Raw genomic sequence first — 14838 nt, 5'->3', positions numbered from 1 at the left:
CTCCCCTGTCGTCAGCCCATGACCTTGACTTCGGTCAGCTGGCCGCGGAACTCGCCGTTGGTGAGCGGCAGTTTCGTCAGCCAGACCAGAACGTAGCGGGTCGTGACGGGCTTGGTGAGCTTGGCCTTCACCTGGCTGCCGGCCCTGGACACCTGAGTCGTGAACCCCTCCGGCCCGGACGGTGCCGTGGAGGCGCCGTCCGGTGCCGTGCGGATCTCCACCGAGGTGTGTCCCACGAACGACAGGTCGACCTCACTGACCTTCTGGGCCGTGCCCAGGTCCAGCACCAGCCCGACGCCGGACTTCAGGTTGCCGAAGTTCTCGCTGGTGTAGTTCAGCGTGTGCCAGAAGGTGCTCGTGTCCCCGTCGAAGGCGTTCTTCACGGCTTCGGGGTTCTCCGCGCCGCTGCCCTTGGGGAGCGGATCGAAGTCTTTGGCGGACACGATCGTGACCGGCTTCGGCGGCTCCGGCTTCTCGTCGACCGGAGGCTGGACGATCTGCGGCTCCTCCTTGGACTCCTGGGGGAGGAGACGGTCGGCGATCTGCCAGCTTCCGAGGCCCAGCGCGGCGATGAGGAGGGCGCCGACCGCCCACTTCAGCGCCTTGCCCGTGCGGCTCTCCAGCGGCGCCGGCGGGACCGGCAGGGGCTGGGTGGGCACGGGGCGCGGCTGCGGGCGTCCGTACGTGCCCTGCTGGTACGTGGTGCGCTGGTACTGGGCGGGCGGGGGGAACTCCGGCTCCGGCGGCTTGACGCGGGGCATCGCGGCCACGGCCTTGGCGAGTTCGTCCGGCGTGGTGCAGGGCGGCTCCTGACGGGACGCCGTGGCCCCGTCGTTGGCGAGGGCGCGCATGGCGATCTCGGAGAGGCCCCGGTGGACGCCGGCGCGGACCTGGTCCGGCGGGATCAGGCCGACGCCCTTGGGCAGCCCGGAGAGGCCGTAGGCGTCGCTCTCGTACGGCCAGCGCTGGGTGAGCGCCGCGTAGAGGAGGGCGCCGATGGCTTCGGTGTCGGTGCGCTGCGGCCGGTCGGCGGTGATGCCGCGCAGGGCGGCGTTCACCGCGAGGCCGCGGATGCGGTACTGGCCCGTGGAGCTGCGCAGGACGGCGCTCGGAGTGAGCCGCAGGTGCGCCAGGCCCTCGCGGTGCGCGGCGGCCATGGCCTGGGAGATCTGGGCCACGAGCTGGTAGGCCTCGTGGGCCTGGAGCGGGCCGTCGGCGAGGAGCGCGGTCAGCTCGGTGGCGTCGGGAAGCCACTCGTGGACGACGTAGACGAGGTCGTTCTCCTCGACCGCGTCGAGGACCTGGACGAACCGGGGGTCTCCGAGGAGGGCCGCCGAGCGGGCGGCGGCCAGGACGGAGCGGGCGCGTGGATGGTCGGCCGGCAGCAGGTGCACGCCGACGGCGCGCCGCAGCTTCTCGTCGACGGCGCGCCAGCTGCTGAAGCCGTCCAAACGGGTGACGCACTCCTCCAGCCGGTAGCGCCGCGCCAGTTTGTGGCCGCTGTGCAGCTCGGGTGGAGCGAGGGAGGGCTGTTCGCCGTTCTTCCGTTCGACCGCCTTCTGCTCGGGGGACCCGGTGGGCTCCTCCGCCGTCTTCCGTTCTTCCGCCACCCCGTCGGTCGCGGCCGTGTCCGCCTGCGCGGTCAGCGGGTCGTCACCGCTGTTGTCGGCCACGTCGACGGCAGCCGTGCTACGTTCCGCCACCGTCGTTCCTGCCTCCCCATCCGTTGCGCCACATCCAACAGCCAAGCCAATTGTGCCCACAGTCGGACGCTATGCACGACACACGGGTCCCCCCGATGGTTGCCCCGGGGTGGGGATCAGCGTCCCAGGCGGCCCCGCACCATGCCCACGAGGGTGTTCAGTTCGGTGATCCGCATGCGGCGCGCGGCGACGAAGAAGACGCCGAGGAGCACCGCTCCGCCGACGACGAGCGCGACCAGCGAACCGAGGGCGCCCTCGCCGAGCAGCTTCAGCAGGCCGAAGCCGACGGCTCCGGCGACGACCGCGGCCGGCAGGGAGGCCATGCAGAGGCGGGCGTAGGTGCGCAGCACGTGCGCGCCGTCCAGGTCGCCGCCGAGGCGGTTGCGCAGCCGGCGCCAGGCGATGCCGACGCCCACGGCGTAGGCGAGGCCGTAGGAGGCGGCCATGCCGACCACGGCCCACTGGGCGGGCAGCAGGACGTAGCAGAGGGCGGAGGCCGCCGCGTTGACGGCGGCGACGATGACCGTGTTGTAGAAGGGGGTGCGGGTGTCCTCGTAGGCGTAGAAGCCGCGGAGGACGACGTACTGCACCGAGTAGGGGATCAGGCCGAGGCCGAAGGCCATCAGGATGAAGCCCATGCCCTGGGCGGCCTCGACGCCGCTGGAGGCGTACAGCAGGGTGCACATCGGGACGCCGAGGGCCAGGAAGGCGAAGGAGACCGGGACGATGGCGACGGCGGAGTTGCGCAGGCCCTGGGAGATGTCGTCGCGGACGGCGCCCGGGTCGTCGTCGCTGGCGGCGCGGGAGATCCGGGGCAGCAGGGCGGCCATGACGGAGACCGTGATGATGGCCTGCGGCATGCCCCAGATCAGCTGGGCGTTCGAGTACGCGAGGAAGCCGGCGCCGTTCTTGCCGGACTCCTCGCCGGCCGCGGTGGCGAGCTGGGTGACGACCAGGACGCCCGCCTGGTTGGCGAGGACGAACAGGACGGTCCACTTGGCGAGCTTGACGGTCTTTCCGAGGCCGTGGCCCTTCCAGTCGAAGCGGGGCCGGAAGCGGAAGCCCGTCTCGCGCAGGTACGGGATCATCGCCAGCGCCTGGACGACGAGGCCGAGGAGGGTGCCGATGCCGAGCAGGCGGATGCCCTCGTCGGGGATGGTCTGCACGCCCATGTGGGACTCGGCGGAGGTGCCGTAGACCCAGATGAACAGGCCGAAGGTGATGATCATGACGATGTTGTTGAGGACCGGGGTCCACATCATCGCGCCGAACTTGCCGCGTGCGTTGAGGATCTGGCCCATCACCACGTGCACGCCCATGAAGAAGATCGTGGGCAGGCAGTAGCGGGCGAAGGTCACCGCGACGCTGTTGGCGGCGGCGTCGTCGGCGATGGTGTTCGACATCAGCCGGATCAGGACGGGGGCCGCGAAGACGGCCGCGACGACGATCAGGCCAAGCGCCACCATGACGAGGGTGAGCAGGCGGTTGGCGTACGCCTCGCCGCCGTCCTCGTCGTTCTTCATCGAGCGGACCAGCTGCGGCACGAAGACCGAGTTGAGGCCGCCGCCGACGGTGAGGATGTAGATCATCGTCGGCAGGGTGTACGCGATGGTGAAGGTGTCGCCGAGCAGCGCGGCGCCGAGGGCGCCGGTGATGACCAGGGAGCGCACGAAGCCGGTGAGCCGGGAGACCAGCGTGCCGGCGGCCATCACGGCGCTCGACTTCAGCAGCCCGGAGGCGCGGCCGCCCTTCTTCGGCGCGGGGGCGGGCAGCGGGTCGGGCTCCGCGGCCGGGGCGGGCACCTGGCCCTGCTGGTCGCGGTAGAGGTGGGCGAAGGCGTCCTGCTCGGGCCGCTCCTCCTCGCTCGCCCGGGTCACCAGGTCGTCGACGCCGGTGAACTGGACCGTGCGGGCGTCGTCGCCGTACGGGAGGTGGCGGGAGGGGCCGTCGGGCTCGGGCGCCGGGGTCTGGGCCCAGACCCGGGGGTCCGGGGCGTGCTGGGGCGCGGCCGGCTGCTGGTAGAGCGGCTGCGGTTCCTGGTACGTGCCCGGCGGGGGCGGCGGGTGGGCGGCGCGGTCGTAGAGCGCCTCGCCCACGGGGTCCTGCGCGGACAGGTCCTGGGCCCGGTACGGGTCGTGGGCGTAGGCGTCCTGGACGTAGGGGTCCTGGGCGTACGGGTTCTCGGGGTGCGCGGACGGGTCCTGCGGCTGGGCCCCGTACGGGCTCTGCGCGTACGGGGTCTGCGGCGGGTACCCGGTCGGGGTCTGCGGCGGGTACTCGGGGTGCTGCCCCTGCGGGAGCGGCTGTCCGTCCGGCCCGGTGGGGGGAACGGGCATGCCGCCGGACGGTGCGGCGCCGCCCGCACCCTGGCCGCGGTCAGCGTCGTACGGCGCGTTCATGGTTACCCCACCTCATCGTCCCCGGCCGACCGGCCACGACATCGCTCAACGGTCCACTTTCTCACCCGGGCCCGACGGGTCGCCGCTTTCGGAGCCGGTGTCCGTGTCCGGGTCACTCGGGTGCCCGGCTCCGTCCGCCGTGCCGTCCGCGGTGGTGTCCTTCGTGGAAGGGGCCTCGCCGGCGCCGGCGAGGGGGCCCTCCGGGCTCTCCGTCCCGGCCCCGGCCCCGGTCTCCGCCCCGGTCTCCGCCTCGGTCTCCGCGCGGGCCTCGGCCTCGGCGGTGCGGGCGGCGAGGCGCTTGCGCTGGCTGTACATGCGGACGCCGGCGAGGACGAGGAGCAGCACGCCGCCGGCGATGACGAGCATCACGGTCGGGGTCATCTCGGAGACCTTCACGGAGAAGGTCATCTGGGAGCCGTAGGGGGTGCCGTCCACCGTGTACAGCTGGGCGGTCATGGAGACCTGGCCGTTGGCATTGGCCGAGGCGGGGAACTTCACCGACTGGCTGTGCCCGGCGCGGACCGTGATGGGCAGGTCGGCCGAGGTCTCGCCGTCGACCTTCAGCCGGGTCCCGTTGCTGGAGGTCAGCCGCAGGACGAGCCCCTTCACGTCCTGGAGCAGCTTGTTCTGCACGGTGACGGGGATGGTGGCGCTGCGCCCCGAGAGGGTCAGGTCGGACTTGTCGACGAGCACCACGCTCTTGGTGAGGCGCTGGAGGACGTCCTGGACGTCGACGCGGTAGATCGCAGCCTCGGCCGCCCGGCCGCGCCAGGAGGTGGACATCTCGCGGTTGATCGCGGTGCCGACCGGCGGGACGACCCGGGTCGCGTCGGAGAGGATGACCTTGAAGTCGTCCAGCTCGTCGCCCGTGCTCTTCATGTCGCGGAAGGCGTCCACCGGCAGCTCGCCGCCGCGGAGCTTCTTCGGGTACTGCCCGGCGCGCGGCACCGTCCGGGAGGCGTCGGGGTCGGGCTTGGCCGCCGCCGCGGCGACCAGGTCGAGCGGCTCGGTCCAGCGCTTGGCGCCGAGTCCGCGTACGGCCGCCGCCATCGCCTGGGCCTGGGACACGCTCGGCTGCCGCTGCGGGGCGACCACGACGCTGCGCCGGTCCTGCGGCTGCTCCAGGGTGATCGCGAGGGTCTGCGCCAGGAACTCCTGGACGGCGAGCGTCGAGGTCTCGGCCCGGACCATGTCGCCCTGGAAGGCGGTCGACAGTTCCGCGTCGCTGACCACCGCCGTGGTGCCGCCGCCGAGGGGGCGGGCCGCGGTGGGGGTGTAGGACAGGTCGTCGTCCTGGATGCTGTCGCTGCGGGCGATCACCTTGCGGGCGCCGGCCGAGGTCGCGACCGCCATGATCGAGGGGTCGACGGCGCCTTCGACGGGCCAGGCGAAGTCGGTGGACGGCTGGACGTGGAGGATCGTCTCGACCGTCGGGCCCGCCAGCTGGGTCGCCGACTGGAGGTGCTTCAGCGAGCCGGGGACGGCCTTGCCGCGGTGGGCGAGGGAGGCGAGGTCGGGGTCGGCGAAGGGCAGCGCGACCACCTTGCGGCCCTGCACCGCCTTCTCCAGCTGGCCGAGCCAGCGCTCGGCCAGCTTGCGGTTCGCATCGGTGCCGGCGGCGTGCCCGGTGCCGTCCTTGATCCGGTAGCCGTTGGCCATGGCGTCGACCGAGGCCAGCAGGTCCGGGTCGATCACCCAGGTGACCGGGAGGTCCTTGCCCAGGGTGACCATCTCGTCGAGCCGGCCGCCCGGGCGGAGTTCCTCGGCCAGGTCGTCGTCCTGGAAGACGGGGGTCTGCTGGTCGTCCGAGGCGGTGTCCGCCGAGATGTGGGCCGAGGAGATCAGCGGCCACAGGTAGGTGAGCTGGGTGCGCTTGGCGGTCGGCTCGGGCTGGTACGGCAGGAAGGTCCGCTCGATGCCGAGGACGCGGTCCCAGCGCGCGTCCGAGGTCTGCCCGGTGAGGGAGACGCCCAGCTGGTAGACGCCGCCCTCGTCGTCGAGGTCCAGCTCGGAGACGGGTACGGAGATCCGGAAGTCGCGGGGGACGCCGACGGGCAGGCGGGCGATGTCGATCTCGGGGGCGTCCAGCGGCTGCGGGTCGCTGTCGGAGCGGAAGCCCTTCCGCCGGGCGACCTGGTCGATCTCGCTGCGGCTGTCCATCCGGGGGCCGACCCGCAGGTTCACCGTCGCGTCGGTGATGACCCGCTTGCCGCGGTTGGTCAGGGTGCCGGTGACAGTGACGGTGTCCCCTTCGACCGGTGCGCTCGGCGTCAGCGTGTCGATCGACACATCGACCGTCCGGGAGACCGGGGCCTCCTCCGCGGCCTGGGCCGGCGAGGCCGAGGGGTTCTGGAGCAGGCCGGCGAGGAGGGGCGCCCCGACGGCGACGGTGAGGGTGCGCCGCAGCCATCGGCGGGCAGGTGAGGGACCGGTTCCCTGGAAAGCTGCCGCCTCAGCCACGCGTTCGCCCGTCCTCGTCGTTGTCGGTGGTGCCCGTGATGCCAGTGGTGCCCGGTTGCTGTGTCCAGGCATGGTAACGAGGCACGGAGGGGCCGAGTGCCGGGGAGTCCTCCAGCCGATGACGCCGGAGGAGGCCGTTTTCACAGGAACCCCACAGACGGCTCCTGGCCGGGCGGGAGCGGGCACGGGAAAACGGGGGCGTCGGGGCGGGGCGGGGCACGTACCCTTTTCTGTTGTGCCGAACGCCAACGAAGACACCCCGACCGAACCGAGCCAGGTGCAGCACCGCGCCGTCAGCGAACTGCTGCGTGTGGCCCCTGTCGCCGACGACCTCGCCCGCCGCTTCCAGGAGGCCGGATTCCGCCTCGCCCTGGTCGGCGGCTCGGTACGGGACGCCCTCCTCGGTAGGCTCGGCAACGACCTGGACTTCACCACGGACGCCCGCCCCGAGGACGTCCTGAAGATCGTCCGTCCCTGGGCCGACGCCGTCTGGGAGGTCGGGATCGCCTTCGGCACCGTCGGCTCGCAGAAGGACGGCTACCAGATCGAGGTCACGACGTACCGCTCCGAGGCGTACGACCGCACCTCCCGCAAGCCCGAGGTCTCCTACGGCGACTCCATCGACCAGGACCTCGTCCGGCGTGACTTCACCGTCAACGCGATGGCCGTGGCCCTCCCCGAGAAGGAGTTCATCGACCCGCACGGTGGCCTGGACGATCTCGCCGCCCGGGTCCTGCGCACCCCCGGCACGCCCGAGGAGTCCTTCTCCGACGACCCGCTGCGGATGATGCGGGCGGCCCGTTTCGCCGCTCAGCTCGACTTCGAGGTCGCCCCCGAGGTCGTCACGGCGATGACGGAGATGGCCGACCGGCTGGAGATCGTCTCCGCCGAACGCGTCCGGGACGAGCTGAACAAGCTGCTGCTCTCGGCGCACCCCCGCAAGGGGCTCGGCCTGCTCGTCGAGACCGGTCTCGCCGAGCACGTCATTCCCGAGCTGCCCGCGCTGCGGCTGGAGAGCGACGAGCACCACCGGCACAAGGACGTGTACGAGCACTCCCTGACCGTCCTCGACCAGGCGATCGACCTGGAGGAGGACGGACCCGACCTGGTGCTCCGGCTCGCCGCGCTCCTCCACGACATCGGCAAGCCGCGCACCCGCCGCTTCGAGAAGGACGGCCGGGTCTCCTTCCACCACCACGAGGTGGTGGGCGCGAAGATGACCAAGAAGCGCATGACCGCGCTGAAGTACTCGAACGAGATGATCAAGGACGTCTCGCGTCTCGTGGAGCTGCACCTGCGCTTCCACGGGTACGGGACGGGCGAGTGGACCGACTCGGCCGTGCGCCGCTACGTCCGTGACGCCGGCCCGCTGCTCTCGCGCCTCCACAAGCTGACCCGCTCGGACTGCACCACGCGCAACAAGCGCAAGGCGTCCGCGCTCTCCCGTGCCTACGACGGCCTGGAGGACCGCATCGCCCAGCTCCAGGAGCAGGAGGAGCTGGACTCGATCCGTCCCGACCTCGACGGCAACCAGATCCAGCAGATCCTGGAGATCAAGCCGGGTCCCGCCGTCGGGCAGGCGTACAAGTTCCTGCTGGAGCTGCGGCTGGAGAACGGCCCGATGGAGTACGAGCAGGCCGTCGCCGCGCTCAAGGAGTGGTGGGCGGCGCGCGACTGACCGCGCGCCGGTGTTTCACGTGAAACGGCGCGTCGGCTGTTTCACGTGAAACATCACCGGGCGTCCCGCCCGCCGCGCAGGAGCAGCGCGATGCCCGCGTACCCCGCCGCCACCAGCACGATCAGCAGCGGGGAGCGGCCGTCTGGCGGCAGCATCAGGGCGGCGACCCCGGCCGCCGCCACGAAGGCGACGTTGAACAGCACGTCGTAGAGCGAGAAGACCCGCCCCCGGTAGGCGTCGTCCACCTGGGTCTGCACCACCGTGTCCGTCGCGATCTTCGCTCCCTGGGTGATGAGCCCCAGGACGAAGGCGGCGACGAGGAAGGGCGCGGGGGTGAAGGACAGGGCGAGCGTCGGGACGAGGACGGCGGCAGCGGCCGAGCACAGGACCATCCAGCCGAAGGGCCCGAACCGTCCCACGGCCCAGGGTGAGAGGACGGCGGCGGCGAAGAAACCTGCGCCCGAGGCGGCCACGGCGATCCCCAGGAGCCCCAGCCCCTCGGACTCGGTGGTGCTCCAGGCGTACCGGCAGAGCATCAGCACGGTCACGAGCAGGGCGCCGTAGCAGAAGCGCATCAGCCCGACCGCGGTGAGCGCCCGGGCGGCCGGCCGGCGTTCGGCGAGGTGGCGGAGTCCGGCGGCGAGGCCCCGGGCGGTGGAGGCGAGCGCCGTGGAGAGCCGGGCCGGCACCTGGTCCGGGTCGGGGCCGAGCAGTTCCCGGGCGATCCGCAGAGAGGCGAGGGCGGCGCAGAGATAGAGGGCGGCACCGACGGCTACCACGGCCGCGTCGGAGCCGTCGGCGAGCAGCCGGACGCCGAAGGCGAGTCCGCCGCCGACGGTGGCGGCGAGGGTGCCCGCGGTGGGCGAGAGCGAGTTGGCCACGACGAGCCGTTCCTCGTCGACGACCCGGGGCAGGGCGGCGGAGAGCCCCGCGAGGACGAAGCGGTTGACGGCCGTGACGGAGAGGGCGGAGGCGTAGAAGAGCCAGTCGGGGACCGGGGCGAGGACCAGCACGGCGGTCCCGCCGGCGAGCAGGGCGCGGAGCAGGTTCCCGTAGAGGAAGACCTGGCGGCGCTGCCAGCGGTCCAGGAGGACCCCGGCGAAGGGGCCGACGAGGGAGTACGGGAGCAGGAGCACGGCCATGGCGGAGGCGATGGCGGCGGGCGAGGCCTGTTTCTCGGGGGAGAAGACGACGTACGTGGCCAGGGCGACCTGATAGACCCCGTCGGCGCACTGGGAGAGCAGCCGGACGGCGAGCAGGCGCCGGAAGTCGCGCAGGCGCAGCAGTACGCGCAGATCACGTACGACGGACATGGCAGCAAGACTCACACACGGCGAGGGTCCCCGGGCAGTGCCGCGGGGACCCTCGTCAGGTGAAGCGCGTCGGACCTCGGAAGGTCAGCGCTCGACCTCGCCCTTGATGAACTTCTCGACGTTGGCCAGGGCCTCGTCGTCGAAGTACTGGACCGGCGGGGACTTCATGAAGTACGAGGACGCGGAGAGGATCGGGCCGCCGATGCCGCGGTCCTTGGCGATCTTCGCGGCGCGCAGGGCGTCGATGATGACACCGGCCGAGTTCGGGGAGTCCCAGACCTCGAGCTTGTACTCCAGGTTCAGCGGGACGTCGCCGAAGGCGCGGCCCTCGAGGCGGACGTACGCCCACTTGCGGTCGTCCAGCCAGGCCACGTAGTCCGACGGGCCGATGTGGACGTTCTTCTCGCCCAGCTCGCGGTCCGGGATCTGCGAGGTGACGGCCTGCGTCTTCGAGATCTTCTTGGACTCCAGGCGCTCGCGCTCGAGCATGTTCTTGAAGTCCATGTTGCCGCCGACGTTGAGCTGCATGGTGCGCTCGAGACGGACGCCGCGGTCCTCGAAGAGCTTGGCCATCACGCGGTGCGTGATGGTGGCGCCCACCTGGGACTTGATGTCGTCGCCGACGATCGGGACACCGGCCTCGGTGAACTTGTCGGCCCACTCCTTGGTGCCGGCGATGAAGACCGGGAGGGCGTTGACGAAGGCGACCTTGGCGTCGATGGCGCACTGGGCGTAGAACTTCGCCGCGGCCTCGGAACCGACGGGCAGGTAGCAGACGAGGACGTCGACCTGCTTGTCCTTGAGGACCTGGACGACGTCGACCGGCTCCTCGGCGGACTCCTCGATGGTCTGGCGGTAGTACTTGCCCAGGCCGTCGAGGGTGTGGCCGCGCTGGACGGTGACGCCGGAGGCGGGCACGTCGCAGATCTTGATGGTGTTGTTCTCGCTGGCGCCGATGGCGTCCGCGAGGTCCAGGCCGACCTTCTTCGCGTCGACGTCGAAGGCGGCGACGAACTCGACGTCACCGACGTGGTAGTCGCCGAACTGGACGTGCATCAGGCCGGGCACCTTGGTCGCCGGGTCGGCGTCCTTGTAGTACTCGACGCCCTGCACCAGCGAGGCGGCGCAGTTGCCCACGCCGACGATGGCTACGCGAACCGAACCCATTCCGGTTGCTCCCTGTTGTGATCGTGGAAGCCCTGCTGAGGCAGGGTTTCACTTGGCGGTGTCGTCGGACGGATCCGGCCGGGTACTGCCCCCGTGCCGGGGCAGGCCGCCCGTCTCTCCAGAATCGTTGTCGTGCGGAGCGTCGGTGCCGGGCCGCTGGTCGCGTCCCGCCCGCTCGCTCTCGATGAGCTCGTTCAGCCAGCGCACTTCGCGCTCCACGGACTCCATTCCGTGGCGCTGGAGCTCAAGCGTGTAGTCGTCGAGTCGCTCGCGCGTCCGAGCCAGCGAGGCGCGCATCTTCTCCAGGCGCTCCTCCAGCCGGCTGCGGCGGCCTTCGAGGACCCGCATCCGCACCTCGCGCTCGGTCTGGCCGAAGAACGCGAAGCGGGCGGCGAAGTGCTCGTCTTCCCAGGCATCGGGGCCGGTGTGGGAGAGGAGCTCCTCGAAGTGCTCCTTACCTTCCGGGGTCAACCGGTAGACGATCTTGGCCCGGCGTCCTGCGAGTGACGAGGCGAGTGCCTCCTCGGGGGCGCTGCCCGGTTCCTCGATCAACCAGCCGCTGGCGACCAGCGTCTTGAGGCAGGGGTAGAGCGTCCCGTAGCTGAACGCGCGGAAGATGCCGAGCGAGGTGTTGAGGCGCTTGCGCAGCTCGTAGCCGTGCATCGGGGCTTCACGCAGCAGGCCGAGAACGGCGAACTCGAGGATGCCGGAGCGTCTGCTCATGTGTCGCCTTCCTCCGTCCTGCGGTTCGCCTCGGAAATCTTTATGCCGTGCTGATGTATCGACTCGATACATCAGCACGATAGAACGGCCCGAGAGGTCCGACAAGTGGACGTGCCGTGACCGGCGTCACATCGTCAATTCACAGCGTGCGACTTGCCTGATTTGGGGGGAACTCCGGCGCAAGAGAGGTTTTGGCCGTGCGTAGTCTGTGCGGCATGCACACCACCGGGAACCAGGAGCCGCGCTGGGGCGTCAGTGCAGCGGGTGACCGGCTGCGGTACGAAAGGGGCCTTCGATGGGCTCCGGGCGTCCGCATTTCGGGGGGACCGGAACTCAACTGCCGCTTCCAGGCGTACGCGCCTGCCCGAGGAGTAGTCGTTCGATGAGCGAGCACCGTCGCAGGATGCCGTCGCAGGAGCCGCCGACGGGCGGCCGCGCGGCGGCACGACGCGCCGCCCAGCAGCCGGCCGGCCGCAGGTCGGCCCCGGCCCATGACCCCGGTACGGGGACGCCTCCGTACGGATCGCCGGCCCCTTACGGGTCCTCCGATGCGTACGGGTCGTCCGGTTCCTACGGGTCTTCCTCCTCCCACGGGGAGGAGGCACGTCCTTACGGCGGCCGCGCGGAGGCCCGGCGGGCCGCCCAGCGGGGCGGTCGCCGCCGCGCGCCCGCGGCCGGCCCCGGCGGACCGAGCGGTCCCGGCGGCGGTGGCCGCCGCGGCGGAGGCGGCGGGGGCGGCCGCGGTGGCGGCCCGGGCGGGCCTCCGCCCGGCAAGAAGCGCATGATCGACTACCCGCGGTTCGGCAAGCACGGCTGGCGCCGCTGGATGCCGTCGTGGAAGCTCGTCACGGGAACGTTCCTGGTCTTCTTCGCGCTCATCATGGGCGGCTCGGTCATCGCGTACTCCAAGGTGACCATCCCGAACGTGGCCGACGCCGCGACCTCCCAGAACAACATCTATTACTGGAAAGACGGCTCGCGCATGGTCGCGACCGGCGCCGGCCAGAACCGCCAGATCGTCGGCATCGAGCAGATTCCGATGGTCATGCAGGAAGCCGTCATCTCGGCGGAGAACAAGACCTTCCGTACCGACTGGGGCGTCGACCCCATGGGCATCGGCCGCGCCGTGTGGAACATGGCGAAGGGCGGCGAGACCCAGGGCGGCTCGACCATCACCCAGCAGTACGTGAAGAACGGCCTGCTCAACGACCAGTCGCAGACCCTGTCCCGGAAGGTGAAGGAACTCTTCATCTCCATCAAGGTCGGCAACGAGGTCGACAAGCGCGACATCCTGGCGGGCTACCTCAACACCGCCTACTACGGCCGCAACGCCTACGGCATCCAGGCCGCCGCCCGCGCCTACTTCGACAAGGACGCCAAGAACCTCAACGCCTCCGAGTCGGCCGTCCTCGCCTCCGTGCTGAAGGGCGCCACGTACTTCGACCCGGCCGGCTACCCCGAGGTCGACCCCAACGCCACCCCCCAGAAGAACCTGGAGCGGCTCACCATCCGCTGGTCCTGGATCCTCGACGAGATGGTCAAGGACGGGAAGATCCCGGCGGCGGAGCGGGCGAAGTACAAGACCCTTCCGAAGATCCAGAAGCCGAAGCAGGACGCGCAGCTGGGCGGCCAGATCGGCTACCTGGTCGCCACCGCGAAGGCCAACTTCCGCAGCAAGTACGACATCAGCGAAGAAGCCCTGAACCTCGGCGGCTACGAGATCCACACCACCTTCGACAAGAAGAAGGTGGACGCCATGTCCGAGTCGGTCAAGAAGATCTACGACGAGTACATCGACGAGAAGAAGCGTCCGAAGGACGACACCCACGTCGAGTTCGGCGGTGCCTCCGTCGACGTCGAGACCGGTGCCATCGTCGCCCTCTACGGCGGCCAGGACGCGACCAAGCACTACACCAACAACGCCGACACCACCGGCGCCCAGGTCGGCTCGACGTTCAAGCCCTTCGTGCTCGCCGCCGCGATGAAGGACGGCGTCCGCGACCCTAAGGGCGAGAAGGTGCAGGACGCTTCCACACGCACGCTGGTCGACCCCGACAAGAGCCGCTACAGCGGCAAGGACGACCTCAAGGTCCGCACCTACACGGGTGAGATCTGGCACGACGAGAACGGGAAGGAGTGGAAGCAGGACAACGAGGGCGACCAGAGCTACGGCAACATCAGCCTGCGCCGCGCGATGATCGTCTCCGCCAACTCCCCCTTCGTGCAGCTCGGCATGGACGTCGGCATCGACAAGGTGCGCGAGGCGGCCGTCGCCGCCGGTCTGCGCCCCGACTCCCTGGTGAAGGGCGAGGTCCCCTCCTTCTCCCTCGGTATCTCCAGCCCGAGCGCGATCCGCATGGCCGGCGCGTACTCCACCTTCGCCAACGAGGGCGTGCGCAACGAGCCGTACTCGGTCACCAAGGTGGTCAAGGGCGGCCAGGTCATCTTCCAGCACAAGGAAGACCCCAAGCAGGCGTTCTCCTCGGCCGTCTCCTCCAACGTCACCGACGTGCTCCGCAGCGTCGTCGAGGACGAGGACGGCACCGGCAACAACGCGGCCATTCCGGGCCGCCACGTGGCCGGCAAGACGGGTACCACCGACGACAACATGTCGGCCTGGTTCGTCGGCTACACCCCCCAGCTCTCGACGGCGATCGACATGTACCGCTTCGACGACGACGAGACCAAGGAAGGCCGCGAGTTCCTGGAGATGTACGGAACGGGTGGCCAGGACTCGATCCACGGCTCGTCCTTCCCGTCCCAGATCTGGAACGACTACATGACGGACGCCGTCGCGGACCTGCCCGTCGAGAAGTTCCCCAAGCCGGAGAAGCTGCCCGACGCCAAGGCGGTCTACGGCGGCGGCGCCACGCCGAGCCCGACGGCCACCCCGACGCCGACCGAGACGGCGACGCCGACCGAGACGGCCACCACCGCTCCGACGACGACTCCCCCGGCGACGCCCACCGACTCGGGCCGTCCGACCACCAAGGAGCCGAAGCCCGGCAAGACCACCTGCAGCATCTGGGACAGCTGGAACTGCGACACCACGGGTGGCGGGGACGGCGGCAACACCGGCCAGCCGACGGATCCGACACCGACGGACACGGGCACGTCACCACCGCCGACCACGACGGAGCCCGGCGGCCCCGGGAACGGCAACAACAACGGTGGCGGCGGCGAGCCGAGCGACGGGTCCACCGGAGGCGGCAGCCTCTTCGACTGAGGTGGCCGGGGTCCCGGCCCGTGAGGGCGGGTCCCGGCCGGGTGAGGGCCGCCGCGGCCCGCTCCGTACAGCACGTACGGAGCGGGGGCCGGGGGGCCGTAGTGTTTAAAGTGTAAAAAAGATGGCCGGGGGGGCCGGTTTCGCCCCCGGGGCGGGCGGGTTTCGCAAT

The 14838-nt window shown here is 70.8% G+C and carries 8 protein-coding genes; 2 read left to right on the top strand and 6 right to left on the bottom strand.

The annotated features are described in order from the left end of the window. Positions 1-11 precede the first annotated feature (11 nt). From ACF1ED_RS26470 to ACF1ED_RS26460, 3 genes are all read right to left on the bottom strand, one after another. On the bottom strand, positions 12-1703 hold the full coding sequence (locus tag ACF1ED_RS26470) for a protein kinase family protein (RefSeq protein WP_391764522.1): 1692 nt from the start codon (positions 1701-1703) through the stop codon (positions 12-14). A 116-nt stretch (positions 1704-1819) separates the two neighbouring features. Further along, positions 1820-4102, bottom strand: a complete 2283-nt coding sequence (gene murJ / locus ACF1ED_RS26465; protein WP_391764520.1) for a murein biosynthesis integral membrane protein MurJ — start codon at positions 4100-4102, stop codon at positions 1820-1822. A gap of 45 nt (positions 4103-4147) precedes the next feature. Beyond that, positions 4148-6562: a DUF6049 family protein gene (locus tag ACF1ED_RS26460; RefSeq protein ID WP_391764518.1), complete on the bottom strand. Its 2415-nt coding sequence runs from the start codon at positions 6560-6562 to the stop codon at positions 4148-4150. A 235-nt stretch (positions 6563-6797) separates the two neighbouring features. Here ACF1ED_RS26460 and ACF1ED_RS26455 point away from each other — a divergent pair, with 235 nt between their 5' ends. Then, complete coding sequence (locus tag ACF1ED_RS26455) at positions 6798-8240, top strand: CCA tRNA nucleotidyltransferase (RefSeq protein ID WP_391764516.1); 1443 nt, start codon at positions 6798-6800, stop codon at positions 8238-8240. A 53-nt stretch (positions 8241-8293) separates the two neighbouring features. On the opposite strand, the gene ACF1ED_RS26450 is transcribed toward ACF1ED_RS26455, so the two are convergent. The 3 genes from ACF1ED_RS26450 to ACF1ED_RS26440 all read right to left on the bottom strand — a co-directional run bounded on the left by ACF1ED_RS26450 (position 8294) and on the right by ACF1ED_RS26440 (position 11443). After that, the gene (locus tag ACF1ED_RS26450) at positions 8294-9553 is read right to left on the bottom strand and encodes an MFS transporter (protein ID WP_391764514.1); all 1260 of its coding nucleotides are present in this window, start codon (positions 9551-9553) and stop codon (positions 8294-8296) included. Between the two features lie 84 nt (positions 9554-9637). Next, a complete protein-coding gene (locus ACF1ED_RS26445) occupies positions 9638-10720 on the bottom strand; it encodes an inositol-3-phosphate synthase (protein WP_200425002.1) in 1083 nt (360 codons plus the stop codon). Between the two features lie 48 nt (positions 10721-10768). After that, positions 10769-11443 carry a PadR family transcriptional regulator gene (locus ACF1ED_RS26440; RefSeq protein ID WP_030753872.1) on the bottom strand — a complete coding sequence of 225 codons (675 nt, stop codon included), beginning with the start codon at positions 11441-11443 and terminating at the stop codon, positions 10769-10771. Between the two features lie 382 nt (positions 11444-11825). Between ACF1ED_RS26440 and ACF1ED_RS26435 the strand changes: the two genes are divergently transcribed. Further along, the gene (locus ACF1ED_RS26435) at positions 11826-14669 is read left to right on the top strand and encodes a transglycosylase domain-containing protein (RefSeq protein ID WP_391764511.1); all 2844 of its coding nucleotides are present in this window, start codon (positions 11826-11828) and stop codon (positions 14667-14669) included. The last annotated feature ends 169 nt before the right edge of the window (positions 14670-14838 follow it).

The organism is Streptomyces sp. NPDC014656 (genome assembly GCF_043084305.1).
Classification (GTDB): Bacteria; Actinomycetota; Actinomycetes; order Streptomycetales; family Streptomycetaceae; genus Streptomyces.
This window is presented reverse-complemented; position numbering and strand designations above follow the sequence as displayed.

Bases quoted from the DNA above. Each gene is read 5' to 3' on its own strand.
- ACF1ED_RS26440 (WP_030753872.1), bottom strand. From the start codon at position 11,443: ATGAGCAGACGCTCCGGCATCCTCGAGTTCGCCGTTCTCGGCCTGCTG.
- ACF1ED_RS26450 (WP_391764514.1), bottom strand. From the start codon at position 9,553: ATGTCCGTCGTACGTGATCTGCGCGTACTGCTGCGCCTGCGCGACTTC.
- ACF1ED_RS26435 (WP_391764511.1), top strand. From the start codon at position 11,826: ATGAGCGAGCACCGTCGCAGGATGCCGTCGCAGGAGCCGCCGACGGGC.
- murJ (WP_391764520.1), bottom strand. From the start codon at position 4,102: ATGAACGCGCCGTACGACGCTGACCGCGGCCAGGGTGCGGGCGGCGCC.
- ACF1ED_RS26445 (WP_200425002.1), bottom strand. From the start codon at position 10,720: ATGGGTTCGGTTCGCGTAGCCATCGTCGGCGTGGGCAACTGCGCCGCC.